23 protein-coding genes are annotated in these 24,707 nt (G+C 71.6%); 14 read left to right on the top strand and 9 right to left on the bottom strand.

Annotation, left to right across the window (positions count from 1 at the left end; translation table 11 throughout):
* Window positions 1-67 precede the first annotated feature (67 nt).
* Complete coding sequence (locus ABZT06_RS11850; protein WP_355738580.1) at window positions 68-1,258, bottom strand: MFS transporter; 1,191 nt, start codon at window positions 1,256-1,258, stop codon at window positions 68-70.
* 187 nt (window positions 1,259-1,445) lie between these two features.
* The gene (locus tag ABZT06_RS11845) at window positions 1,446-2,249 is read right to left on the bottom strand and encodes an IclR family transcriptional regulator (protein ID WP_355738577.1); all 804 of its coding nucleotides are present in this window, start codon (window positions 2,247-2,249) and stop codon (window positions 1,446-1,448) included.
* 157 nt (window positions 2,250-2,406) lie between these two features.
* Here ABZT06_RS11845 and ABZT06_RS11840 point away from each other — a divergent pair, with 157 nt between their 5' ends.
* The 3 genes from ABZT06_RS11840 (at window position 2,407) to ABZT06_RS11830 (ending at window position 6,027) form a co-directional block, all read left to right on the top strand.
* The gene (locus ABZT06_RS11840; protein WP_355739317.1) at window positions 2,407-3,309 is read left to right on the top strand and encodes a 5-dehydro-4-deoxyglucarate dehydratase; all 903 of its coding nucleotides are present in this window, start codon (window positions 2,407-2,409) and stop codon (window positions 3,307-3,309) included.
* Entirely contained in the window at window positions 3,306-4,595 is a 1,290-nt protein-coding gene (locus ABZT06_RS11835) for a glucarate dehydratase family protein (RefSeq protein WP_355738574.1), read from the top strand. Before ABZT06_RS11840 ends, ABZT06_RS11835 begins: the two co-directional genes overlap by 4 nt.
* A gap of 274 nt (window positions 4,596-4,869) precedes the next feature.
* Window positions 4,870-6,027 (top strand): PfkB family carbohydrate kinase, encoded by a 1,158-nt coding sequence (locus tag ABZT06_RS11830; RefSeq protein ID WP_355738571.1) that lies wholly within the window; start codon window positions 4,870-4,872, stop codon window positions 6,025-6,027.
* A 320-nt stretch (window positions 6,028-6,347) separates the two neighbouring features.
* Here the strand turns inward: ABZT06_RS11830 and ABZT06_RS11825 are convergent, their stop codons facing one another.
* Window positions 6,348-7,064, bottom strand: coding sequence for an FAD binding domain-containing protein (locus tag ABZT06_RS11825; RefSeq protein WP_355738568.1), 717 nt, complete (start codon window positions 7,062-7,064; stop codon window positions 6,348-6,350).
* Between the two features lie 253 nt (window positions 7,065-7,317).
* Here ABZT06_RS11825 and ABZT06_RS11820 point away from each other — a divergent pair, with 253 nt between their 5' ends.
* The 4 genes from ABZT06_RS11820 to ABZT06_RS11805 are packed head-to-tail and all read left to right on the top strand — an operon-like array spanning window position 7,318 to window position 10,547.
* Window positions 7,318-8,376, top strand: coding sequence for a PhoH family protein (locus ABZT06_RS11820; RefSeq protein ID WP_355738566.1), 1,059 nt, complete (start codon window positions 7,318-7,320; stop codon window positions 8,374-8,376).
* 13 nt (window positions 8,377-8,389) lie between these two features.
* Window positions 8,390-8,887, top strand: coding sequence for an rRNA maturation RNase YbeY (ybeY, locus tag ABZT06_RS11815; RefSeq protein ID WP_007381932.1), 498 nt, complete (start codon window positions 8,390-8,392; stop codon window positions 8,885-8,887).
* Window positions 8,884-10,191 carry a hemolysin family protein gene (locus ABZT06_RS11810; RefSeq protein ID WP_355738562.1) on the top strand — a complete coding sequence of 436 codons (1,308 nt, stop codon included), beginning with the start codon at window positions 8,884-8,886 and terminating at the stop codon, window positions 10,189-10,191. Before ybeY ends, ABZT06_RS11810 begins: the two co-directional genes overlap by 4 nt.
* Window positions 10,188-10,547, top strand: coding sequence for an MmcQ/YjbR family DNA-binding protein (locus tag ABZT06_RS11805; protein WP_355738559.1), 360 nt, complete (start codon window positions 10,188-10,190; stop codon window positions 10,545-10,547). The genes ABZT06_RS11810 and ABZT06_RS11805 overlap by 4 nt, the downstream gene beginning before the upstream one ends.
* Here the strand turns inward: ABZT06_RS11805 and ABZT06_RS11800 are convergent.
* The gene (locus ABZT06_RS11800; RefSeq protein WP_355738556.1) at window positions 10,509-11,942 is read right to left on the bottom strand and encodes an MFS transporter; all 1,434 of its coding nucleotides are present in this window, start codon (window positions 11,940-11,942) and stop codon (window positions 10,509-10,511) included. The two genes, ABZT06_RS11805 and ABZT06_RS11800, sit on opposite strands and share 39 nt — an antisense overlap.
* Window positions 11,943-12,088: 146 nt before the next feature.
* Here ABZT06_RS11800 and ABZT06_RS11795 point away from each other — a divergent pair, with 146 nt between their 5' ends.
* The 5 genes from ABZT06_RS11795 to ABZT06_RS11775 all read left to right on the top strand — a co-directional run bounded on the left by ABZT06_RS11795 (window position 12,089) and on the right by ABZT06_RS11775 (window position 17,200).
* Window positions 12,089-12,904 carry a helix-turn-helix transcriptional regulator gene (locus ABZT06_RS11795; protein ID WP_355739314.1) on the top strand — a complete coding sequence of 272 codons (816 nt, stop codon included), beginning with the start codon at window positions 12,089-12,091 and terminating at the stop codon, window positions 12,902-12,904.
* 774 nt (window positions 12,905-13,678) lie between these two features.
* Window positions 13,679-14,032 (top strand): cytidine deaminase, encoded by a 354-nt coding sequence (locus tag ABZT06_RS11790; protein WP_355738553.1) that lies wholly within the window; start codon window positions 13,679-13,681, stop codon window positions 14,030-14,032.
* A gap of 205 nt (window positions 14,033-14,237) precedes the next feature.
* A complete protein-coding gene (locus ABZT06_RS11785; RefSeq protein WP_355738550.1) occupies window positions 14,238-14,711 on the top strand; it encodes a hypothetical protein in 474 nt (157 codons plus the stop codon).
* Window positions 14,712-14,857: 146 nt separating this feature from the next.
* Window positions 14,858-16,174: a beta-xylosidase gene (locus ABZT06_RS11780; protein WP_355738547.1), complete on the top strand. Its 1,317-nt coding sequence runs from the start codon at window positions 14,858-14,860 to the stop codon at window positions 16,172-16,174.
* A 60-nt stretch (window positions 16,175-16,234) separates the two neighbouring features.
* Window positions 16,235-17,200 carry a DUF916 domain-containing protein gene (locus ABZT06_RS11775; RefSeq protein WP_355738544.1) on the top strand — a complete coding sequence of 322 codons (966 nt, stop codon included), beginning with the start codon at window positions 16,235-16,237 and terminating at the stop codon, window positions 17,198-17,200.
* Between the two features lie 43 nt (window positions 17,201-17,243).
* Here ABZT06_RS11775 and ABZT06_RS11770 read toward each other — a convergent pair whose 3' ends face one another.
* Together ABZT06_RS11770 and ABZT06_RS11765 are read right to left on the bottom strand one after the other, a co-directional pair.
* A complete protein-coding gene (locus ABZT06_RS11770) occupies window positions 17,244-17,582 on the bottom strand; it encodes a P-II family nitrogen regulator (RefSeq protein WP_355738542.1) in 339 nt (112 codons plus the stop codon).
* Window positions 17,579-18,889 (bottom strand): ammonium transporter, encoded by a 1,311-nt coding sequence (locus ABZT06_RS11765; RefSeq protein ID WP_355738539.1) that lies wholly within the window; start codon window positions 18,887-18,889, stop codon window positions 17,579-17,581. Before ABZT06_RS11765 ends, ABZT06_RS11770 begins: the two co-directional genes overlap by 4 nt.
* 174 nt (window positions 18,890-19,063) lie before the next feature.
* On the opposite strand from ABZT06_RS11765, the gene era reads away from it, so the two are divergent.
* On the top strand, window positions 19,064-20,023 hold the full coding sequence (gene era / locus ABZT06_RS11760) for a GTPase Era (protein WP_355738537.1): 960 nt from the start codon (window positions 19,064-19,066) through the stop codon (window positions 20,021-20,023).
* 214 nt (window positions 20,024-20,237) lie between these two features.
* Here the strand turns inward: era and ABZT06_RS11755 are convergent, their stop codons facing one another.
* Window positions 20,238-21,098, bottom strand: a complete 861-nt coding sequence (locus tag ABZT06_RS11755) for a helix-turn-helix transcriptional regulator (protein ID WP_355738534.1) — start codon at window positions 21,096-21,098, stop codon at window positions 20,238-20,240.
* A 118-nt stretch (window positions 21,099-21,216) separates the two neighbouring features.
* On the opposite strand from ABZT06_RS11755, the gene ABZT06_RS11750 reads away from it, so the two are divergent.
* A complete protein-coding gene (locus tag ABZT06_RS11750; protein ID WP_355738531.1) occupies window positions 21,217-22,071 on the top strand; it encodes an NAD(P)-dependent oxidoreductase in 855 nt (284 codons plus the stop codon).
* 69 nt (window positions 22,072-22,140) lie between these two features.
* Here the strand turns inward: ABZT06_RS11750 and ABZT06_RS11745 are convergent, their stop codons facing one another.
* Complete coding sequence (locus ABZT06_RS11745) at window positions 22,141-23,379, bottom strand: MFS transporter (protein WP_355738528.1); 1,239 nt, start codon at window positions 23,377-23,379, stop codon at window positions 22,141-22,143.
* Window positions 23,376-24,686 carry a GH1 family beta-glucosidase gene (locus tag ABZT06_RS11740; protein WP_355738525.1) on the bottom strand — a complete coding sequence of 437 codons (1,311 nt, stop codon included), beginning with the start codon at window positions 24,684-24,686 and terminating at the stop codon, window positions 23,376-23,378. Before ABZT06_RS11740 ends, ABZT06_RS11745 begins: the two co-directional genes overlap by 4 nt.
* Window positions 24,687-24,707 lie beyond the last annotated feature (21 nt).

Below are 24,707 nucleotides of genomic sequence, written 5' to 3'. Positions count from 1 at the left end.
TGGGGGCTGGTCGCACCCCGCGGCGGAGCCGCTGATCGACACAGCCCCGCGCCCCTGACGGGGCGCTTCACGCGGCCGTTGCTTTGTCGTACGCCTGGGTCTCCACCTGGATCTCCACCACTGGGAGCGTGCGCCTGCCTGCGCCCATCGCCACCGCAGCCATCGGTACGGCGATCAGCAGCAGGCCCACCGCCAGGACCGTGCCCATCGCCGGGAAGCCGACCTGGGACGCGAGGAGGCTGCCGGTCAGGGGGCCCGCTGCCGTGCCCAGGGAGGATGCCGAGCCGACCAGGACCGCCCAGCGGCCGCGGGGGTCCAGGGAGGCGGCCAGGCCGATGACGTACGACAGGACGATCGGGTAGAGCGTGTTCCAGGCGATCTCTCCGGTCGCGAAGGACGTGAGGTCGGTCGCGGAGGCGCTGAGGGTGATGCAGGCGGCGATGAGGACCGTGCCGCCGCCGATGGGGAGCGCGCGGCCGAGGCGGGGGCCGAGCGCGCCCGCTCCGACCACGCCCAGCAGGCCCGCGCCGAGGGCGATCGCGAAGACCGCGCCGACCGTCGCCTCGGAGAGGTGGGCCTGGGTGAGTCCGATGCGGCCGCTGACGCCCCACAGGGCGTTCTGGGCGAGGGACCAGCAGGGGAGGGTGGCCGCGAGGAGGAGGCCGGCCCGGAGGTGGGGCAGTGGGGTCGCCGCCGTGTCCCGGCCCCGCGGGGGCGCCGTGCGCAGGGGGAGACGAGCCGTCAGCGGCCAGACCGCCAGGGCGGTGAGGGCGATCGCGGCGAGGGGCTGGCCGTGGCCGGGGCCCAGGTGGGGGACGGTCAGGTAGACGGCGCCAGCGAGTGCGGAGACGCCGAGCAGGCCGACCGTGGTGGCGCGGTGCGGGTCCGGCTGGGCGGCGATGCCGGTGGCGGCCACCGCCGTCGACGTACCGGATCCGAAGCCGCCGACCAGCGCCCCCACGACGACCGCCGGGACGGCGTGGGCGAGGGCGGCGCCGCCGTAGCCGAGGACGGCGAGGGTGAGGCCGAGGCGGGCGAGGGTGCGGGGGCCGACGCGGTCGACGCGGGAGGCGAGCAGGAAGCCTGCCGCCGCCGAACTCAGCAGCAGCGCGCTGCCGACGGCACCCGCCTCGGTGGCGGTGAGCGGAAGCCCCGAGTCGAGCCTGCCGACGGTGGTGGGGAGGAGGTAGGGGGCGAGGTACCCGGCCGTGAAAAGGGCGATCAGGGGCCAGGGCAGGGTGGAGCGACGGGCGAACACGGGCGTTCCCAGGGCATGCGAAAAGAAGCGGCTCAAAAGGGGGTTGGGCGCAGGCCGTCGACGGACAGGAACGCGCGAAGAATTTGTATCAAGCACACGGTTGTGGAGACAGCCCGGGTGGCGTGATCTGGATCACGTTCCGTTTGGTGCGGCAGAGGCCGGGTAAACGAATGCCTTTTCGGTGCGCCTAGCGCCAGTGCGGGGCGCCCCCCGCGCCCGGTGCCGTCGCCTCGATCTTGCTCCTGATCTCGCGCATCACCGCGACGATCTGCTGTTCGTGGTCCGGCGTCAGGCGGGCGACCGGCACCGAGCAGCTGATGGCGTCCTGGGCGGGGGAGTCGTAGCGCAGGGCGAAGCCGAAGCCGACGATGCCGAGGACGCCCTCCTCGCGGTCGATCGAGTAGCCCCGGGCGCGGACCTCGGCGAGGTCGGTCAGCAGGGAGTCGCGGGTGGTGTGGGAGTTGGGGGTGCGGGCCTCGTACGGCCCCTCGGGGAGCCGTTCGTCGGGCCACTCGGCCAGCAGCGCCTTGCCCAGTGCGCCGACGTGCGCGGGTAGCCGGCGGCCGACCCTGCTGATGGTCCGCAGGTACTCGTGCGACTCGCGGGTCGCCAGGTAGGCCACGTCCCGGCCGTCGAGCCGGCCCAGGTGGATCGTCTCGCCCAGCGCCTGGGACGCCTCGTCGAGATACGGCCGTACGACCCGCACGCGCGGGTCGGAGTCCAGATAGCTGGTGCCGGTGAGCAGGGCGTGGATGCCGATGCCGTAGAGCGAGCCGGTGATGTCGGTGCGGACCCAGCCGCGCGAGATCAAGGTCTGGAGCAGCGCGTACATCGAGCTGCGCGGTACGCCCAGCTCGTCCGCGAGCTCCTGGAGCCGTGCCGGGCGGTCGCCGCGCGCGGCCAGCAGTTCGAGGAGTTCGACCGTGCGGGCCGCCGACTTCACCTCGCGGACGCCACCGGTCTCCGGGCGCTCGGCGCCTGTCTCTGACATGGGCCGATCGTAATCGGCCCATCGAACACGGCGCCGACCCATTGACGGACAGGGTTCGCATATCTAATCTCCATCTTCATACGTAGATAATGTCCACATAGGGAGATGAGTGAGGGTGACCCCCGACCCGGACACGACCCGACGGCTGCGGGACGGCATGGCACGCGGCGTGCTGTCGTTCCCGCTGACGAGCTTCCACGACGACGGCACCCTCGACCCGGACGGCTTCCGCGCACACGTGGCCGCGCAGCTGGCGTGGGAGCCGGGCGCGGTCTTCCCGGCGTGCGGCACCGGTGAGTTCTTCTCGCTGGACGAGGACGAGTACCGGCAGGTCGTCACCCTCGCGGTCGAGGAGGCCGCCGGGCGTGTGCCCGTCGTCGCCGGGATCGGCTACGGCTGGGCGCAGGCCGTCCGCTTCGCCCGGATCGCCGAGGAGGCGGGCGCGGACGCGCTGCTGGTCCTGCCGCACTATCTGGTCGCCGCCCCGCAGGACGGCCTGGTCGCACAGCTGGAGCAGATCGCCGCCCGGACGCGGCTGCCCCTCATCGCCTACCAGCGCGGTCAGGTCGCCTTCGGCGTGAGCGCGTTCCGGCGGGTCGCCCAGATCCCCGGCGTCATCGGGCTCAAGGACGGGCACAGCGACCTCGACCGGCTCCAGCGGCTCACCCTCGCCGCCCCCGAGAACTTCCTGTTCTTCAACGGCGCCTCCACCGCCGAGATCCAGGCCCGCGCCTACGCCACCGTCGGCGTCCCCGCCTACTCCTCGGCCGTCCACGCCTTCGCCCCCGAGATCGCGAACGCCTTCTTCACCGCCCTGCGCGACGGCGACACGGGCGCCGGCACGGTCGAGAAACTGCTGCGCGACTTCTACGTTCCGCTCGTCGAGCTCCGGGACCGGGTGCCCGGGTACGCCGTCTCGCTCGTGAAGGCGGCGGCACGGCTGCGAGGACGTCCCGTCGGGCCCGTGCGCGCACCGCTCACCGATCCGTCGGACGCCGATCTCGCGGACCTTCGCCTGCTGTTGACCACCGGACTCGACCTCGTGGGAGCCGCACTGTGAACCTCACGATCACCGACGTCCGGTTGACGCCGATCCTGGTCGCCGATCCGCCCCTGCTGAACACGCAGGGCGTGCACCAGCCGTACACGCCCCGGCTGATCGTCGAGGTCGAGACCGCGGACGGGGTCGTGGGCGTCGGGGAGACGTACGGCGACACGAAGTACCTGGAGCTGGCCCGGCCGTTCGCCGCCAAGCTGATCGGTCGTCAGGTGGCCGACCTGAACGGCCTGTTCACGGTCGCGGATCAGGTGGCCGTCGACTCCTCCCGGGTCTCCGGGCAGGTCGACGTCGGTGGGCTGCGGGGAGTCCAGACCGCCGACAAGCTGCGGTTGTCCGTCGTCTCCGGGTTCGAGGTGGCCTGTCTCGACGCGCTGGGCAAGGCGCTCGGGCTGCCTGTCCACGCGCTGCTCGGGGGCAAGGTGCGGGACGCGGTCGAGTACAGCGCGTACCTGTTCTACAAGTGGGCCGCCCATCCTGAGGGCGTCGCCGCCGAGAAGGACGACTGGGGGGCAGCCCTCGATCCCGCGGGCGTGGTGGAGCAGGCCCGGCTGTTCACGCAGCGGTACGGCTTCACGTCCTTCAAGCTCAAGGGCGGGGTGTTTCCGCCCGACGAGGAGATCGCGGCGGTCAGGGCTCTCGCCGCGGCGTTCCCCGGGCATCCCCTGCGACTCGATCCCAACGGGGCCTGGAGCGTGGAGACTTCACTGAGGGTGGCTCGGGAGCTCGGGGACGTCCTGGAGTACCTGGAGGATCCCGCGCTGGGGACCGCCGCCATGGCCGAGGTGTCCGCCGGGACCGGTGTTCCGCTGGCCACCAACATGTGTGTGACGACCTTCGCGGAGATCAAGGAGGCGTTCGCCCGGGATGCCGTACAGGTGGTGCTCTCCGATCACCACTACTGGGGCGGGCTGCGGAACACCCAGCAGCTCGCCGCGATCTGCCGGACGTTCGGGGTGGGGGTGTCCATGCACTCCAACACGCACCTGGGGATCTCGTTGGCGGCGATGACGCACGTGGCTTCCACCGTGCCGAATCTCCACCATGCCTGTGACTCGCACTATCCGTGGCAGTCGGAGGATGTGCTGACCGAGCGGCTGGTCTTCTCGGACGGCAGGGTCGCGGTGTCCGACGCGCCCGGACTCGGTGTCGCACTCGACCGGGAGAAGGTGGAGTTCCTGCACCGGCGGTGGCTGGATGACGACGGGGCGCTGCGGGAGCGGGATGACGCCGCGGCCATGCGGGTCGCCGAGCCGGGGTGGGTCACGCCGGGCGTGCCTCGCTGGTAGGGCTGCTGCGGTGGGGGTCGGGCCGCTGGGGGGCGGGCTTCTGTGGAGTGGGGCCGCTGGGGATTTCTCTCGCCCCCGCCGCCCCTACCCGTCCCATCCCCAGGGGCTGCCGCCCCGTCGACCCCGCTGCCAGGGGGCTCCGCCCCCTGGACCCCCGCTCCTCGAACGCCGGAGGGGCTGAATGCGGACGGCGGGTCCCGGAGCTGCGTGCCGACCCGTTGTCCGTGATGTGGTGCAGACTGGCCTGATCCGCACCACGTCCAGGGAGCGCACCGTGATCGCGTCCAACGCGTCCACCGGAAAGGGACCGTCGCACTTCGGAGGGACCGGGCAGGGCCAGGCCCGGGTCGACCCTCTCGCAGCCCTGCGGGTACCCGACGATCCGCCCTGGGACGTCTATCTCACCGGCACCGTCTTCCTCGACATCGTCTTCACCGGGCTCGGCTCCGCCCCGGTGCGCGGGACCGAGTCCTGGGCACGCGGGATGGGGTCGAGCCCCGGCGGCGTGGCGAACATGGCGACGGCCCTGGCCCGGCTCGGGCTGCGCACCTCGCTGGCCGCGGCCTTCGGCGACGACCACTACGGCGAGTACTGCTGGGACGCCCTGGAGCAGGGCGAGGGCATCGACCTCTCCCCGTCGCGCAGGGTCCCCGGCTGGCACTCCCCGGTCACCGTGTCGATGGCCTACGAGGGCGAGCGCACCATGGTCTCCCACGGCCACGAGCCGCCCCCCGAGGCCGTGCTCGTCCAAGAGGGCGCGCCGGACTGCACCCCCCGCGCGCGTGCGGCCGTTGCGTCGCTGGAGCCGGGCAAGCGCGCCCCCTGGATCGCCCAGGCGGCACGCAAGGGCACCCGCGTCTTCGCCGACGTCGGCTGGGACGAGACCGGCGCCTGGGACCTGGCGGGCCTCGCCGACCTCGAACACTGCGAGGCCTTCCTGCCGAACGCGGAGGAGGCGATGCGCTACACCGGCGCCTCCTGCCCCCGCGAGGCCGCGCACGCGCTCACCGAGCATGTGCCGCTCGCCGTGGTCACCCTCGGCGCGGAGGGCGCCTACGCGGTGGACCGGCGTACCGGAGAGGCCGCCGAGGTCCCGGCGATCGAGGTCGAGGCGCTCGACCCGACCGGCGCCGGGGACGTCTTCGTGGCCGGCTTCGTCACCGGCACCCTCGCGGGCTGGCCGCTGGCGGACCGGCTGGCCTTCGCCGGCCTGACCGCCGCGCTCTCCGTCCAGGAGTTCGGCGGTTCCCTGTCCGCGCCGGGCTGGTCCGAGATCGGCGCCTGGTGGCGCAGGGTCCAGTCCGTCGACTCCCAGGACCCGGCCGCGCTGCGGCGGTACGCGTTCCTGGCCGACCTGATCCCGGAGGAGACGGCCCCGGGCTGGCCACTGCGGCGAGCGGTGCCGACGATCGGGTTCGGCAGGTCGGCCTGAGGCAGTGGCGCGGGGCCCGGGCCGGATCCCGCCGGGCGGTATCGCGGCCGGGCCGCCTCTCCACAGCTCATCGAGGTGGGCGGCACGTCAGCGCCGTGGGCGGCCGGCGCTGTCCGGTGGCCCGCCTGGCCGGCCTGTGTCCACCGCTGAACGGGGCGGGGCCGGCCTGGGGCGGAGGGCGGGGCCGGGCCGATCACGGCTGGTCGGTCCTTCCGCGCGGCTCGTCGAGGAGCTCGGACTGTCAGCGCCACGGGAGGCCGGTCCGGCCGGGGCGCCGCTCGGGGCATGCCGCCACGGGGCCCCGTCGACCGGGCGGCGAGTCAGTGCGTGTCGGCCCGGTCCAGTGTCGACAGCACCTGTTCACGGACCACCTCGCGGGCCTCGGCGGGCAGCGCCCCCATCGCCGTACCGCTCAAGGAGTCGAGCACGCCAGCCGCGTCCGCGTCGCAGGGCACCGTCTCGCTCAGGAAGTCGTAGCCCTCGCGGACGGCGACGCGCAGGACGGGGCGGTCGCCCGGGTGCACGGCCGTGGCGACGACCAGGGGTGGCGGGCCGCCCGGCGCCTCGGCCACCTTGCGATAGCCGCTGACCAGCGGATCGCTCCAGCGCAGGCTCAGCAGCAGCGGCTTCTTCGCGAGCAGCTCGGCGAGGTCGGCCTCGAACGGCCCCTCCGCCGCCAGCACCTGCGCGCGGGCGCCCAGGACGAGCGCCGCGGGCAGCAGACAGCGCAGGGTGCTGCCGACGATGTTCCCGCCGACCGTGGCGGTCCGGCGCACGGCCCCGGTGCCGACACCGGCCGCGGCCCGGCGCAGCACCTCCGGCACCCGTTCGTCGATCCGGTGCAGCAGGACCGCCGCCCCGATCTCCCCGGCCCCGAGGACGTTCGCCTCCGGCACCTCGCGCAGCGACACGGCCTGTTCGGGGAAACCGTCGCGTTGCCAGGCGGCCCACACGAGCGTGGCACCGCCGACGGGTACCGCCCCGTCGGTCAGACACTCCTGTGCCTCGGACAGGGAGGTGGGCAGACGCAACAGCACGGTCTTCCTGCTTTCTCCGTACGGGCTCCGTGGCCACCGCCGCGACCCAGGGCTTCGAACACGCGTGGTAGCGAGCGCATTCTTCCCTGGGGTGAGGGGGGAGCATGCAGGGCTCATCGCTGCATCGAGGGCGCCCTCGTCGTCGAAAAGCCCTACGGCGTTGTCAGTGGACCGTCGTACCCTTGGAACCGTGAGGCCGCCTCCCGTTGTGCGGCCGTGACGAGGAGGAACCGCAGGCCTTAAGCGCCGGCCCATGACTCAGACACCCACAGGTCACAGCCCCGCGCAGGGGCAGGCGAGAGCACAGTTCACCGTCCCCGCCCAGCACCCCATGGTCTCGGTCCTGGGGTCCGGCGACTCGCTCCTGCGCGTGATCGAGAAGGCCTTCCCGGCGGCCGACATCCATGTCCGGGGCAATGAGATCAGCGCTACCGGCGCGGCGGCGGACGTCGCCCTCGTGCAGCGCCTGTTCGACGAGATGATGCTGGTGCTCCGCACCGGACAGCCGATGACGGAGGACGCAGTGGAACGCTCGATCGCCATGCTGCGCGCGAGCGAGAACGGGACGAGCGACGGCCAGGAGACCCCGGCCGAAGTGCTCACACAGAACATCCTGTCCTCGCGCGGCCGCACCATCCGCCCCAAGACCCTCAACCAGAAGCGGTACGTCGACGCGATCGACAAGCACACGATCGTCTTCGGCATCGGCCCCGCCGGTACCGGCAAGACCTACCTCGCCATGGCCAAGGCGGTGCAGGCCCTCCAGTCCAAGCAGGTCAACCGCATCATCCTGACCCGCCCCGCGGTGGAGGCGGGAGAGCGGCTGGGCTTCCTGCCCGGCACGCTCTACGAGAAGATCGACCCCTACCTGCGCCCGCTGTACGACGCCCTGCACGACATGCTGGACCCGGACTCGATCCCACGGCTGATGGCGGCCGGGACGATCGAGGTCGCTCCCCTCGCCTATATGCGAGGTAGAACCCTTAATGATGCTTTTATCATCCTGGACGAGGCCCAGAACACGAGCCCCGAGCAGATGAAGATGTTCCTCACCCGCCTCGGCTTCGAGTCGAAGATCGTGATCACGGGTGACGTGACGCAGGTCGACCTGCCCAACGGGACCAAGTCCGGGCTGCGGCAGGTGCAGGACATCCTGGAGGGTGTGGAGGACGTGCACTTCTCCCGTCTGTCGTCCCAGGACGTCGTACGGCACAAGCTGGTCGGCCGTATCGTCGACGCGTACGAGAAGTACGACACCGAGAACGGTACGGAGAACGGCACCCACAAGGGCGGCCGGAACAAGCGGAAGTAGACAAGCCAGCACCATGTCGATCGACGTCAACAACGAGTCCGGAACCGAGGTCGACGAGCAGGCGATCCTCGACATCGCCCGCTACGCCCTCGCGCGGATGCGCATCCACCCGCTCTCCGAGCTCTCGGTGATCGTCGTGGACACCGACGCCATGGAGCAGCTGCACATCCAGTGGATGGACCTGCCGGGGCCCACCGACGTCATGTCGTTCCCCATGGACGAGCTCCGGCCGCCCAGCAAGGACGACGACGAGCCCCCGCAGGGCCTCCTCGGCGACATCGTGCTGTGTCCCGAGGTCGCCAAGAGGCAGGGCGAGGAGGCCGAGACGCAGCACTCCATGGACGAGGAGCTCCAGCTCCTCACCGTCCACGGCGTGCTGCACCTGCTCGGCTACGACCACGAGGAGCCGGACGAGAAGGCCGAGATGTTCGGCCTGCAGGCGGCCATCGTGGACGGATGGCGGCAGGAGAAGGGGCTCACCGGTCCGTCCCCCGCACCGACCGTCTCATGAGTCTGCCCCTCGTCTCCGGCGCGATCGCCCTGGTCGTCGTCGCCTGGCTCGCCGCCTGCGCGGAGGCGGGCCTCGCGCGCGTCTCCAGCTTCCGCGCCGAGGAAGCCGTACGGAACGGCCGGCGGGGCAGCGCCAAGCTCGCGCAGGTCGCCGCCGACCCGACCCGCTATCTCAACGTGGCGCTGCTGGTGCGCGTCGCCTGCGAGATGGCGGCGGCCGCCCTGGTCACCTACGCCTGCCTCCAGCAGTTCCCGGGCACCACCCGCGCTCTGCTGGTCGCGATCGGCGTCATGGTGCTGGTGTCGTACGTCGCGGTGGGAGTGTCCCCGCGCACCATCGGACGGCAGCACCCCCTCAACACGGCCACCGCGGCCGCGTACATCCTGCTCCCGCTGGCCCGGATCATGGGCCCGATCCCGTCGTTGCTGATCCTCATCGGCAACGCGCTGACCCCCGGCAAGGGCTTCCGGCGCGGCCCGTTCGCCTCCGAGGCGGAGCTGCGCGCGCTGGTCGACCTCGCCGAGAAGGAGTCCCTGATCGAGGACGAGGAGCGCCGCATGGTGCACTCGGTCTTCGAGCTGGGCGACACGCTGGTGCGGGAGGTCATGGTCCCGCGGACCGATCTCGTCGTCATCGAGCGCTACAAGACGATCCGTCAGGCGCTGACCCTCGCGCTGCGTTCGGGCTTCTCGCGCATTCCCGTGTCCGGGGAGAGCGAGGACGACATCGTCGGGATCGTGTATCTGAAGGACCTGGTCCGCAAGACGCACATCAGCCGGGACGCGGAGAGCGAGCTGGTGTCCACGGCCATGCGGCCCGCCGCCTTCGTGCCCGACACCAAGAACGCCGGCGATCTGCTGCGCGAGATGCAGCAGGACCGCAACCACGTCGCCGTCGTCATCGACGAGTACGGCGGCACGGCCGGCATCGTCACGATCGAGGACATCCTGGAGGAGATCGTCGGTGAGATCACCGACGAGTACGACCGTGAACTCCCGCCGGTGGAGGACCTCGGCGACGACCGGCACCGGGTCACCGCCCGCCTCGACATCACCGACCTCGGTGAGCTGTACGGGCTCGACGAGTACGACGACGAGGACGTGGAGACCGTCGGCGGACTCCTGGCGAAGGCCCTGGGCCGCGTCCCCATCGCCGGGGCGTCCTCGGTCGTCGAACTCCCGGACGGGCGCGTACTCCGCTTGACAGCGGAGGCGGCCGCCGGGCGCCGGAACAAGATCGTGACGGTCCTGGTGGAGCCGGTGGGCGCCCTCGAGGCCGCCGAACAGGAGAAGGAGCCGGAGTGACCCCCCAGCAGCTGCGCGCCCTCTGCCTCTCCTTCAACGCGGCGGTGGAGGACTTCCCGTTCAACCCCGAGACCTCGGTCTTCAAGGTGCTGGGCAAGCTCTTCGCGCTGACGAACCTGGACGCGCGGCCCCTGACGGTCAACCTCAAGTGCGACCCGGAGGACGCGATCCGGCTGCGCGCCGACCATCCCGGGCTGATCGTCCCCGGCTACCACATGAACAAGCGCCACTGGAACACCGTCACGGTCGACGGCGAACTCCCGGACCGTGTGGTCCGGGAGCTCGTCGAGGACTCGTACGACCTGGTGGTGGCCGGTCTACCGCGCGCCGAGCGGCTCCGCCTCGACCGCCCCTGAGCGCCCGCGGAGTCCCATCGCGACGAGTGCCGCGGCCGCCAGCACGATGACCGTGTCCAGGGCGAGGACCGTGTGGACGCCGGACAGCAGGTCGTCCGAGGTGGTGGCGAGGACGCCCAGCAGCGGGATGCCGACGGTGAGGCCGACCTGCTGGGTGGAGGTGACCAGGCCGGTGGCCAGGCCCTGCTCCTCGTCGGGGACGCCGGAGGTGACCGTGACGCCGTACGAGATGATCGCGCCGAGGTGGCACATGCTGGCCAGGGAGACGGCGGCTGTGGCGAGCCAGACGGACCAGTTCCCGGTGCCGAGGCCGAGCAGGGCGGCGATCAGGGTGCCCTGGCCGACGAGTGAGCCGACCAGTGTGCGGCGCGGGCCGAAGCGGCCGATGATCCTGGGGGCGTAGGTGCCGGCCACCGCGGAGAGGACGCCCTGCACGCCGAAGACGAGGCCCGTCTCGAAGGCCGACAGGTGCAGGATCTCCTGGAGGTAGAGGGTCAGCACGAAGACGACCGTCGACATCATCGAGAAGGTGACCAGGCCGCCTATGTTGCCCCACGCCACCGTGCGGCGGCGCAGCATGGGCAGGGACACCAGGGGTTGTGCGGTACGGGACTCGATCTTGACGAAGGTGGCGAGGAGCAGCACGCCCGCGATCAGGGTGACGACGACGTCCGCGTGGCCGAAGCCGTGGTCGGCGGCGGTCGACAGGGCGTAGATCAGGGAGAGCAGGCCGCCGGTGACCGTGATCGCGCCGGGGATGTCCAGGCGGGGGCGGTCCGGGGTGCGGGACTCCGGGAGCAGGGTGGGGGCCAGCGGGAGCACGATCAGGGCGAACAGGGAGAGCAGGCCCATCGTGGAGCGCCAGCCGAGGGTGTCGGTGAGGGTGCCGCCGGCCACCATGCCGACGGTGAAGCCGAGCGAGAGCAGGGTGCCGGAGATGCCCAGGGCGCGGTCGCGGGCGGGGCCCTCGGGGAAGGTCGTGGTCAGCAGGGACATGCCGGTCGGCACGATGGCGGCGGCGCCGAGGCCCTGGAGGGCGCGTCCGGCGAGGAAGGACGCCGGGTCCCAGGCGAGGGTCGCGAGCAGGGAGGCCGTGCCGAAGAGGGCCAGCCCGGCGAGGAACAGCTTCCGTCGGCCGTACAGGTCGCCGATGCGGCCGAACAGCAGCAGGAAGCCGCCGGACGGCAGCGCGAACGCCGTGACCGCCCACTGGAGGGCGGAGGGGCTCATGCCGAGGTCCGCGCCGAGGACGGGCAGGGCGACGTTCAGGACGGAGAAGTCCAGCGCGACCATGAACTGGGCCGCGCACAGGACGAACAGGACGAGCTTGTCGCGCGTCGACAACCGGGGGGTGTCGAGCGTGTCGGGGGCGGGGTGTGTGGTGTCGATCGCCATGGGCAAGAGCCTGCGGGCGCCGGAATAGCCGTGGGGAGCCGCAAGTTGTGCTGGTGGTGGCACCACCAGGCAACAACGAGGGGGATGCGTTCGTGCCCGAGGTCGTACCCAAGAGTGAACGGCACCGTGAGCTGCGCGAGTTCCTGATGAGCCGGCGGGCGCGGGTCTCGCCCGCCGAGGCCGGGTTGCCGGACGGCGGGGCGCGGCGGCGGACCCCGGGGCTGCGGCGCGAGGAGGTCGCCGTGCTGGCGGGGGTGGGTGCCTCCTGGTACCAGTGGCTGGAGCAGGGGCGGGACATCTCGGTGTCCCCGCAGGTCCTCGACTCCGTCGGGAGGGTGCTGCGGCTGAGCAACGCCGAGCGGCGGCATCTGTACGTCCTCGCCGGGCTGAACCCGCCCGCGCCGGAACCGGCCGCCGACCACGGTTGTGAGGGGCTGCGGCGGCTGATCGACGCGTGGATGCCGTATCCGGCGCACATCATGGACGCGTACTACAACTGCGTGCTGTACAACGACGCGGCGGGCTGGGTGCTGGGCATGCGGCCGGAGAACACCCAGAACTGTCTCGTCGACTTCTTCACCGACCCGCTGTACCGGTCGCGATCGCACAGCTGGGAACAGAACGCGCGCACGGTCGTCGCGCAGTTCCGGGCGGCCTCCTCCGCGCGCCCGGAGGACGAGGGCTTCCAGGAAGTGCTGGGCCGGCTCAGGGAGTTGAGCGCGGAGTTCGTCGAGCTGTGGGAGCGGCGGGACATCGAGGACGCCGGGGTGATCCGCAAGGAGCTCGACCATCCGCTGGTCGGGCTGCTGTGCGTGGAGTCCACGGCGATGAAGGTACCGGCCCGCTCCGACCTGACGGTCGTCCTGCACACCCCGCTGGCCGAGGCCAACACCGCGGCCAAACTGGAGTGGCTGGCCTCACCGGAGGGGCGGCGCGGGGCGATGTATCCGGTGGCGGGGTGAGAACGGCCGGTCGACGCGCCGTCAGGGCGGCTCGGGCCACGGTCTGCCTTCTGGGCGGCCAGCGGTTTCAGTGACGGTCGGTCTTCCCCCGGCGGGCGGTGGCTCCGGTCTGGGCGCCTGGCTTTTGTCGCGTGGTGGCTTCGGTCTTGGTGTGCCCCGGTGGGCGGCGGCTTCGGTTGCGGTCGGCTTCTTCCCGGGCGGGAACGGTGTCCCGGTTGCCGTCGGGCTTCCTCGGCGGGCGGCGGCTTCGGTCTCGGCCTGGCTTCCGGCGGGTGGTGGCTTCGGTTTGGGTTTGATCTCCGGGCGGGCGGCGGCTCCAGTCAGGGCTGGGGTCTTTCCCGGGCGCGAACGGGTGTCTCGGTCGTGGTTGGCCATCCCTGGCGGGCGGTGGCTCGGGCCTCGGCGTGCCCCCCCCGGGGCGGGCGGTGGCTCGGGCCTCGGCGTGCGCCCGGGGCGGGCGGTGGCTCCGGTCTCGGCGTGCGCCCGGGGCGGGCGGTGGCTCCGGTCTCGGCGTGCGCCCGGGGCGGGCGGTGGCTCCGGTCTCGGCGTGCCCCCGGGCGGGCCGCGGCTCCGGTCGGGGTCTGCGCTCCGGGCGGAGGCGGCCCGGGTCTCGGCGTGCCCCCGCGGGAGGGCAGCGGCTCCAGTTGCGGCTGGCTTCTTCGGCGGCGGGAAGGGTGTCTCGGTTGCCGTCGGGCTTGCTCGGTGGGGGTGGGTCCGGGGGCGGCGTACCCCCCGTGTCGCCGTCCTGGCAGTTTCGGTTCGTATGCTCCTGTCATGACCGACAACAGTGCGCTTGACCCCGAGGACCGCAAGATCGTCACCCTGGCCCGTTCGGCGCGGGCCCGCAACAGGGTGCCCGAGGGGGCGGCCGTGCGGGACGAGACCGGGCGGACGTATGTGGCCGGGACGGTGGCGCTTGCCTCGTTGCGGTTGAGCGCGCTGCAGACGGCGGTGGCGATGGCCGTGGCGTCCGGGGCGAAGTCCCTGGAGGCGGCGGCGGTGGTGACGGATGCCGAATCGGCCTCCGACGAGGACCTGGCCGCCGTGCGGGATCTGGGCGGACCGCAGACTCCGGTGCTGGTGGCGGGGGTCGACGGCACCGTGCGCGGCACCGTGACCGCAGGCTGATACTCCCGGTAACACTTGGCCGGAATTCCCGCTTGCCGTTCCTCGTCCCACGCGCATCAATGGAACCGGAGATTCCGACGGACCGTCAGATTCCAGCTCGCGCGGCGTCCCGCACCACGCCCCGTGAAGCCCGGCCGTCCGTCGGGACGCACCCCCCGTCCATCCCCACATGGCAGTCCCCACCACGGGAAGGGAACCGGATTCCATGAAAGGCAAGCGCACAGGCTCTGGTGCGGCACTGGCGGTCGGCATGCTCGCGGCCGCCGGACTCGCGTTCGCGCCCGCCGCCCTGGCCGTCACCCCGGACACCGCGACCATCGACGCGGACTGTGGCCTCTACGGCAGTGGCCAGGCCACTCTCACCGCAACCCAGGACGGCACCGCGGCCACCGTCACCGTCACCTCGGCGATCAACGCTCCGCTCGCGCTCTCCGAGGACTCGATCTCCTCGACCCTCACGTTCGTGAACGCGAACGGCGGCACCACCACCTTCACCGGTACGGAGAACCCCGCCATCGCGGCCGGCGACCCCGTCACCGTGGGCCCGCTCAACGGCACGGTGGCGCCCGGCGACAGCCTGGAGTCGTACGGCGGTTCGCTCCAGATCGTCGTCTTCGGGATCACCGTGACCTGCACGGCGACCGGTCCGCAGGCCCCGGGCCCGTTCGTCTTCGACTGATCCTCCGGCGAGCAAGTCCCGTGGTTGCCGCAGGAACTGACATTCCGTCAGGTTTCTGCGGCAACTCCATTGACTTCTCACGCGATCCCCACATCAATGCCCCCTGTCGGCGCAGGACTTCAGGAGCTTCCGGAGGGGGCACATCCATGGGTTCGACGACTCGAAGACGCCGTCTGGCGTCCTTGCTCGGGGCGACCGCGCTCGCGGTCACCGCGGGCGGCGCACTGGCCTGTCCGGCCGGTGCCGCCACCGACGTGGACTTCGCCACGCACTGCATCCCGCCCGCGGTCGCGGGCATCCCGCCGATCGACGGCACCACGACGGCCCGTATCGCCGTGGACAACACCAGTCCCAAGGTGGGCGACACCGTCACCGTGACCTACACGGTGGTCAAGCCCGCCGCCAGCAACCCCACGGCCATCGCCCTGCCGGCCGACATCATGACGCCGACCGGCAAGGTCACCCTCGGCGGCGCCCAGACCGGCGCCGTGACGGTCGCGGGACCGAAGAAGAACGACCCGGTGCCGGGCAACGGCGCCTTCCCGTCGTTCTCGATGACCGGCACCTTCAAGGTCACCTCACCCGGCGCGATCACGCTCTCGCCCGGCGACTACAACATCCACACCAGCTACATCCTGGAACTGGACACGCCCTGCACGGTGATCACCCCGCCCGCCCCGGTCTCCGAGACGGTCACCGCGACGGACGCGAACCCCGTCAACGAGCGGGACATAGCGTTGGGTTCGGCATCCGGGAAGCCCGGTGACAGCGTCACCGTCACCGGCAGCAAGTTCACCCCGGGCGCGACGGTCACCCTGGCCGGGCGGGCCGGCGCCGCCCAGACCGCGGACACCGCCACCGTCACCGTCAACTCCTCGGGCGCCTTCAGCGGCTCGCTCGTCGTCAACGACAAGACGACGACCGGTGTCGTGGCGTACGAGGGCAGCGCGTGGAGCGATGCCAAGGGGGCGGGGCCCAAGGCGTACGTCGTCATCGACGACACGCCCGTCCCGGCCGGCAGCCAGAAGGTCACCACCACGGTGAAGGCCGGCACCCTGTCCATGTCCCAGGCCGGGGACTCCGTCAGCCTCTCGGCGGTGGACTACGGCAAGGGCGGCGCCTCGACCGGCAACCTGAACCAGGTGACGGTCAAGGACTTCCGCGGTGGTCCCGCCGGCTGGTCCCTCACCGGCAAGGTCACCGACTTCACCGGACCCGGCGCCAAGATCGACGCCGGTGCGCTGAGCTGGAGTCCCGCCTGCGCCACCAAGGCGGGCAGCCCGAGCACCTGCCAGGCCGGTTCCGCCGGCACGGTCGGATCCTCGGGAGCGACTCTCGCGTCCACCCCCAACTCCGCCCTCACCGGCGGTGAGTTCACCGTGGATGCCGGACTCTCCCTGAACGTCCCGGCGTTCACACCGGTGGGCACGTACTCCGGCGTTCTCACCCTCACGCTCAGCTGACCGTACGGGCGCCCGCACCCGCCCGTCCCGTCCTTCTCGCACCCGTGGGGGTCCGCACCCATGCGCAAGCTGTACGTCCTTCTGCTGAGCCTGTTCCTGGTCACGGCCGCCGCGCCCGCGTACGGCGCCGACAACGGCAGCTGGTCCGTGTATCCCGCCGCCTCCCAGGTCGCCGCGCGGCCCTACTTCTATCTCTCCGCAGACCCCGGCCAGAGCATCGACGACAAGGTGGTCGTCAGCAACAAGACCGGTGAGCCGCTGACCTTCCTGCTCTACGCCGCCGACGCCTACAACACCGCCCGCGACGGCGGTTTCGCCGTGCGCACGGTCGCGGAGAAGCAGCGCGGGGTGGGGGCCTGGGCGAAGCCCGTGAAGTCCCGGGTGACCGTTCCCGCGCACGGCAAGGTGACCGTGCCCTTCACGCTGTCGGTGCCCGAGGGTGCCGAACCGGGCGACCATCCCGGCGCGTTGGTCGCGCTGGACGAACGGGTCGACAAGGGGGACGGCACGGTGGCGCTCGGTGTGCAGCGGGCCGTCGCCGCGAGGATCTATCTGCGCGTGGGCGGACCGACCGTGCCGGCGATCGCCGTCGAGGACGTCCGCGTCAGCCATCACCAGCCGCTGGTACCGGGGTTGGGGGACAGCGGTGCGACGATCTCGTACACCCTGCGCAACACCGGCAACGTCACGTTGAACCCGAAGGTGGAGCTGCGGGCGACGGGGTTGTTCGGGCGGACGCTGCTGGCGCGTGAACTCGCGCGGATCCCGGGGGAGTTGCTGCCGGGGCAGCGGGTGCGGCTCAGTGAACCGTGGCGCGGCTCACCCCAACTCGACTGGGGCGACGTGAAGTTGACGGCAAGCGCGAAGGACACGCGGGAGTCGGCGAGCGCGAGCTTCTTTGCGCTGCCGTGGTTGGTTGCGGTGGTGCTGTTCTTGTCGGGTGCCGTGGGAGGGGGGGTGTGGGTTCGATTGCGGCTGCGGGCCGGTGGGGGCTTGTCGCGCCCGCGCGGCGGAGCCGCACATTGAACACAGCCCCGCCCCTGAAGGGGCGCCCCTCGGGCTGCCTTTTCTAAAGCGCGTCGGGACCCCGCTCGCCCGTCCGTACCCGTACGACCGTCTCCACCGGCAGGGCCCATACCTTGCCGTCGCCGATCTTGCCCGTGTGGGCGGCCTTGACGATCGCGTCGATGACGGTGTCCGAGTCGGCGTCGTCGACGACGACCTCGATGCGGACCTTGGGGACCAGGTCGACCTGGTACTCGGCGCCGCGGTACACCTCGGTGTGGCCGCGCTGCCGGCCGTAGCCGCTGGCCTCGGTCACGGTCAGACCGTGGACGCCGATCTCCTGGAGCGCGGTCTTGACCTCGTCGAGGCGGTACGGCTTGACGATCGCGGTGATGAGCTTCATGCCTGGGTCTTGACCTTCTGGGCGGAGGGGACGGACGACGCGCTGACCGGGGCACCGTGGCCCAGGACGCCGTGATCGTATGCGGTCTCGGCGTGCACCGTAAGGTCCAGGCCGGTGTGCTCGTGCTCCTCGTCGGCCCGGAAGCCCATCACCTTGTCGATCAGCTTCCCGATGCCGTACGTCACCGCGAACGCGTACGCCCCCACGGCGACCACGGCCACCAGCTGCTTGCCGAGCTGGGCGAGCCCACCGCCGTACAGGAGGCCCTCGGTGCCCCCCGTCATCGCCTTCTCCGCGAACACGCCGATCAGCAGGGTGCCGATGACTCCGCCGACCAGGTGGACGCCGACGACGTCCAGCGAGTCGTCGTAGTTCAGCTTGAACTTCCAGCCCACCGCGTACGAGCAGACGACACCGGCGGCGAGGCCGACGACGAGCGCGCCGAGGAGGGAGACCGAACCGCAGGACGGGGTGATCGCGACCAGGCCCGCGACCGCGCCGGAGGCCGCGCCCAGGGTGGTCGGGTGGCCGTCGCGCTTCTGCTCGACGAAGAGCCAGCCGAGCAGGCCGGTGCAGCCCGCGGCGAGGGTGTTGAGGAAGACCGCGGCGGCGAGGCCGTTGGCGCCGAGGGCCGAGCCCGCGTTGAAGCCGAACCAGCCGAACCAGAGCAGGCCCGCGCCCAGGACGACCATGGGGAGGTTGTGCGGGCGCATGGCGTCCTTCTTGAAGCCCAGCCGCGGGCCGAGGACCAGGGCGAGGGCGAGACCGGAGGCCCCGGAGGTGATCTCGACGGGCAGACCGCCCGCGAAGTCGAGCGCGCCGAGCTTGTTAAGGACCCAGCCGCCCGGGCCCCACACCCAGTGGGCGACGGGAACGTATACGAGCAGCGCCCAGACCGGGACGAACACCAGCCACGCGCCGAACTTCGCCCGGTCCGCGATCGCGCCGCTGATCAGCGCGGCCGTGATGATCGCGAAGGTGAGCTGGAAGGTGGCGAAGAGGAGGGTGGGCACGGTGCCCTGGACGCTGTCCGGGCCGAGGCCGTTCATGCCGGCGTGCTCAAGGCCGCCGATGAGCCCGGCGCCGATGTCGTCCCCGAAGGCCAGCGAGTATCCGGCGGCCAGCCACACCACCGTGACCAGGGCGATCGACACGAAGCTCATCATCAGCATGTTGAGGACGCTCTTCGTGCGGACCATGCCGCCGTAGAACAGGGCGAGCCCCGGGGTCATCAGCAGGACGAGGGCGGTGGCGGCGAGCAGCCAGGCGGTGTCGCCGGTGTCGACGCCTTGCGCGGCGAGGGACATGGAGGTCTCCAACCAGGTGGGGGCTCGTCAGAGGTTCACCGGCGTGCGTTTCCGGTTGAGCACGCCGGTGTTTCCGGGATGTTTCGTTGCGTGGAGGTTTCGGGAAGCTCACCGGAACGCGGGTGCTCGGGCGCCTGTGCGGCGGGGCTCTGTGGATCAGGGAGAATGGGGCGCATGAGCGTTCGCAGTCAGTCATCCGAGCCGTCGGCATCGTCGGAGGCCCCCCACCGCGCCGGCTTCGCCTGCTTCGTGGGCCGCCCCAACGCGGGCAAGTCCACCCTCACGAACGCTCTGGTCGGCCAGAAGGTCGCCATCACGGCGGACCAGCCGCAGACGACGCGGCACACGGTGCGGGGGATCGTGCACCGGGAGGACGCCCAGCTGATCCTGGTCGACACCCCTGGGCTGCACAAGCCGCGCACGCTGCTCGGCCAGCGGCTGAACGACGTCGTCCGCACCACCTGGGCCGAGGTCGACGTGATCGGCTTCTGCCTGCCGGCGAACGAGAAGCTCGGTCCCGGTGACCGCTTCATCGCGAAGGAACTCGCGTCGATCAAGAAGACGCCGAAGATCGCGATCGTCACGAAGACCGACCTCGTGGACTCCAAGACCCTCGCCGAGCAGCTCATCGCGATCGACCAGCTGGGCAAGGAGCTGGGCTTCGAGTGGGCGGAGATCGTGCCCGTCTCGGCGGTCGGTGACAAGCAGGTGGGTCTGCTGGCCGACCTGATCGTCCCGCTCCTCCCGGAGGGGCCCGCGCTCTACCCCGAGGGCGACCTCACGGACGAGCCCGAGCAGGTCATGATCGCCGAGCTGATCCGCGAGGCCGCGCTGGAGGGCGTCCGCGACGAGCTCCCGCACTCCATCGCGGTGGTCGTCGAGGAGATGCTGCCCCGCGAGGACCGCCCGGCCGACAAGCCCCTCCTGGACATCCACGCCTTCGTCTACATCGAGCGCCCCAGCCAGAAGGGCATCATCATCGGCCCCAAGGGCAAGCGCCTGAAGGAGGTCGGCATCAAGTCCCGCAAGCAGATCGAGGCGCTGCTGGGGACACCGGTCTTCCTGGACCTGCATGTGAAGGTGGCGAAGGACTGGCAGCGGGATCCTCGGCAGTTGCGGAAGCTGGGGTTCTGAGCGGGGTGGGTGGAGGTTTGTGGCGGTCGCCGTCCGTGTGAGGGCCTGAGCGAGGCGGCATCAGGTCGCGGAAGCAGGTCGAGGCGCTGCTCACGCCGGCCGCGCGGCGGTAGCCGCATGGGTTTCGCCCCCGCCGCCCCTACCCGTCCCACCTCCAGGGGGCGCTGCCCCCTTCGGCCCCCGTTACGGGGACCAGCCCCCGGACCCCCGCTCCTCAAACGCCGGAGGGGCTGATTCCGGGGAACATGTCCTGCAGGCCCACCACTCTCAGCAGTTGCAGGCGTTCGTACGCCTCCGTCCCCGGGCGGGCCGTGTGGACGACCAGGAGGTGGTGGTGTTCGTGGCTGACCATGACCTCGCAGTCGAGTTCCAGCAGGCCCACCACGGGGTGCACGAAGCGTTTCGTCGCCTTGTTGCGCTGGGACACCTCGTGCTCGTCCCACAGGCGGGCGAACTCCTCGCTGGCCGCCCGTAGTTCGGCGACCAGCGCGGCCGGTTCCGGGTCGTCGGGGCGGGCCGCGGTCACCGCGCGCAGGGTGGCCACCTGGGTGCGCGCGTGGTCCGCGAGGTCCTCCTCGGGGAAGAGCGTGCGCGCGGTCGGGTCCAGGAAGAAGCGCCGGGTCAGGTTGCGCTCGCGGCGCGGGCGGGACATCGCGTCGCCGACCAGCGCCTTCGCCATCGCGTTCTGCGCCAGCACCTCGCCGTAGTCGTTGACCACCTGCGCCGGGGTGTCGTGCAGCCGGTCCAGGATCAGCAGCAGCCCCGGGCGGACATGCGCCGACCCCGTCTCGCGGCGCGGGGGCTCCTCGCCGACCAGGTGGAACAGATGGTCCTGCTCCACGTCGGTCAGCCGCAGCGCACGGGCCAGCGCGGTCAGCATCTGACGGGAGGGGCGGGGGCCCCGGGACTGCTCCAGCCGCGTGTAGTAGTCCACCGACATCCCGGCCAGCTGGGCCACCTCCTCGCGGCGCAGCCCGGGCGTGCGGCGCCGGGCGCCCGGTGTCAGGCCCACGTCGGACGGGTTCAGACGGGCGCGGCCGCGACGCAGGAAGTCGGCGAGTTCGGCTCGGTTCACCCCTCCAGCGTGCGGCACCCCGTCCGGCTTATCCAGGGACTGCCGATCCCCTGATCGAGAGGTCTCTCCCGGTGCGAGCGGGGCCGCCCCACGCTGGTCGGGACGAGAGGAGCAGGACATGCTGACATTGGTGACAGGTACGACGGGACAGGTCGGACGGCGCTTCGTGCCGAGGCTGCTGGCGCAGTCCCGGCCGGGGGAGCAGGTCCGGGTGCTGGTGCGGGACGCGGCTCGCGGTGAGCGCTTCGCGGAGCTCGGCGCCGAGGTCGTCGTAGGAGATCTGCGGGACACCGAGGTGCTCGGCAAGGCCGTCGCCGGGGTGGACGCGGTCGTGAACGTCGCCGCGGCCTTCCGGGGAGTGCCGGACGAGGAGGCGTGGTCCGTCAACCGGGACGCGGCGGTGGAGCTGGGGCGCGCCGCGGTGGCCTCCGGCGTTCGACGGTTCGTGCAGGTCAGCACCGGTCTCGTGTACGGCACCGGGCGCCGCCGCCCGCTCACCGAGGACGACGAGAGCCGGCCCGGCGGGGCGATGTGGGGTGCCTATCCCGAGTCCAAGGCGGAGGCCGAGCGGCGGTTGCTGGCCATGGAGGGGCTCGACGTGCGCGTCGGGCGGCTTCCCTTCGTCTACGGCGAGGGGGATCCGCATCTCGCGCAGTCCCTGATGTGGGCGAAGAACTGGGCGTCGGCCCAGCGGCTCCACGTCGGGCACCATGCGGATGTGGCCCAGGGGTTGCTGCGGATTCTGTACGCGCCGGGGATTTCGGGGCGGGTGTACAACATCGCCGACGACGCGCCTGTGACGGCGGTGGAGTTGCATCAGCTCAACGGGGTGGAGATTCCGGCGGAGTTGTACGAGCGGGTCGATCCCGATCCGTGGCTGGTGATCATGTCCACGGAGCGGATTCGGCGGGAGCTGGGGTATCGGCCGGTGTATCCGTCGGTTTATGCGGCTCGGGAGGCCGGAGCGCTCTGAAAAAAGGTCGGTCGTCGTCTGCGGGCCGGTGGGGGCTTGTCGCGCAGTTCCCCGCGCCCCTAAGTAGGTCTAGTCGACGCCTCTTATGCGGTCGACCAGTATCGCCCCTGCCAGACCCAGTACCGCCGCCAGTCCGTACAGCACCCGGTACCCCCCTAGGTGCGTGACGATCGGGGCCGCCAGCGCGGGGGCGGCCACCTGGGGGAGGGCGTTGGCGATGTTGATGACGCCCAGGTCCTTTCCCCGGTCCACCGCCCTCGGCAGGACGTCTGTCATCAACGCGAAGTCGACCGACATGAAGACCCCGAGCCCGACCCCCAGCAGTGCCGCCACGATGATCGCGCTCGGCCAGGTCTGCCACACGGCGAGCAGGGCCGTGGCGATCGCCATCAGGACCCCGGACCAGCGGACGAAGGGCTTGCGGCGGCCCAGCCGGTCCGACCAGACGCCGCCCACCACGACCGTGGCCAGCAGCGCCACGCTGTCCACAGCGGTGAGGATCAGCACGCCCTGCTCGGGGTCGTCGTGGTGCAGGCGGTCCCGCAGGTAGTAGAGGAGGTAGAGGATCACCAGCGCGTTGCTGAGGTTGATCAGGAAGCGGGTCAGCCAGGCCCAGGCGAAGTCGGGGTGGCGGCGCGGGCTGAGCCAGAAGCCGCGCGCGAACGACCGCCAGGACCAGGTGGGGCGGTCCGTCGCCCCCAGTCGAAGATCCCGGTGGCGGAGCACGTACGGCAGTACCCCCGCCAGCGTGAACACCGCGCACGCCGCATAGCCCGCCGCGATCCCGCCCGCCGCCGTCGCGAGGCCCGTGCCGACGACGGCGCCGAGGATCTGCGCCGCCCCGATCCAGCCGCCCACCGCGCCCCGCTGGAGCCGCGGCACCCGGTCCGGCACGGCCGCCGTGACCGCCGCGAAGGCCGCGTTCAGGGTCAGCTGGACCAGGCACCAGCCGAGCGTCATGAGCCACAGCCCGTGCGCCCCGGCGAGCACCAGCAGCGACAGCGCGCCGCCTGCGGCACCGGCCACGATCCACGGGCTGCGGCGGCCCCAGCGGGCCGTGGTGCGGTCCGACAGCGCGCCGAAGAACGGGTTCGCCGCCAGCGACACCACCGCGCCCACCCCGGTCACCCACGCCAGCAGCGTCTCCTTCGACATGCCGGTGCCGGGCGCGAAGTCCTCCGCCTGCCGGGCGAGCAGGATCTGGAGTGGGCCGTACCAGCCCACCCAGATCGCCACGTTGGCGAGGGAGAGGGACGCGGTCCAGCTCTTGCCGACCCGGTCGACCGGCTCGGAGAGAGCCGTGCTCACCTCTGGGCCCGGAGCAGGCCCCGGTACCAGTCGTACGACGCCTTCGGGGTCCTGGCCAGCGTCTCGAAGTCGACGTGCACCAGCCCGAACCTGCGCGCGTACCCCTCCGCCCACTCGAAGTTGTCCATCAGTGACCACACGAAGTACCCGCGCACGTCCACACCGGCCTCGACCGCCCTGTGCAGGGCGCGGACGTGGCCGTCCAGGTAGGCGATCCGGTCCTGGTCGTCGAGGCCCTCGTAGGAGCAGCCGTTCTCGGTGATGACCACGGGCGGGAGCCGGTCGACGTAGCGCTCGTGGAAGGTGGTGAGGAGTTCGGTGAGCCCCTCGGGGACCACCGGCCAGCCGAAGTCCGTCACCGGGACGCCCTCGATCTCCTGGACGGAGAAGGGGAGTTCGGCGGGGATCGTCAGGCCGCCGAACTCGATGTCCTCGCCCTGGGGGGCGCCGACGCGGGTCGGGGCGTAGTAGTTGACCCCGTAGAAGTCGAGCGGCTCGCTGATGATTTTGAGGTCGGCGGCGACGTCTCCGGGCATCAGGTCGCCCAGGCCTGAAGGGTATTCGCCGAGGAGGACGGGTTCAGCGAACAGCCGGTTCAGCAGCAGGTCGTAGAAGTCCGCCGCCTCCAGGTCGGGTTGGTCCTGGGAGGCCGGCCAGGTCGGGCCGTGCGAGTTGGCGATCCCGATGTCGGTGGCACCGGCCGCGCGCAGCGCCTGTACGGCCAGGCCGTGGCCGAGGAGCTGGTGGTGGGCGACGGGCAGTGCGTCGAACATCAGCTGCTTGCCCGGGGCGTGGGCGCCGAGCGCGTGGCCGAACAGGGTGTGTTCGGCGGGCTCGTTGAGGGTGATCCACTTCTTGACGCGGTCGCCGAGACGGTCGGCCACGAGGGACGCGTACTCGGCGAAACGGGAAGCGGTGTCCCTCTCCAGCCAGTCGAGGGTGACCGGCAGGTCCCAGTGGAAGAGGGTCGGGACCGGACGGACGCCCGCCGTGACCAGCTCGTCCACGAGACGGTCGTAGAAGTCGAGGCCGCCGGGGGAGTTCACCCGTGGCCAGGAGATCGAGAAGCGGTACGCGTCCACGCCCAGGCCCGCCAGGAGGGAGACGTCCTCGCGGTAGCGGTGGTAGTGGTCGCAGGCCACCGCCGCCGTCGAGCCGTCCTTCACCCGGCCCGGCTCGGCCGTGAAGGTGTCCCACACGGACCGCTCGCGCTGGTCCGCCGCGCCCTCGATCTGATGGGCGGAGGTCGAGACGCCCCACTGGAAGCCGGCCGGGAACCGGGGGATCGGATGCTCTTGAGTCGCCATGCGCCGGATCATCCGTACCGG

Origin of the sequence: Streptomyces sp. NPDC005483 (genome assembly GCF_040606035.1) — a bacterium.
Classification (GTDB): Bacteria; Actinomycetota; Actinomycetes; order Streptomycetales; family Streptomycetaceae; genus Streptomyces.
Note: the sequence above shows the minus strand (reverse complement) of the source record. Positions and strands in the feature narration are given on the sequence as shown.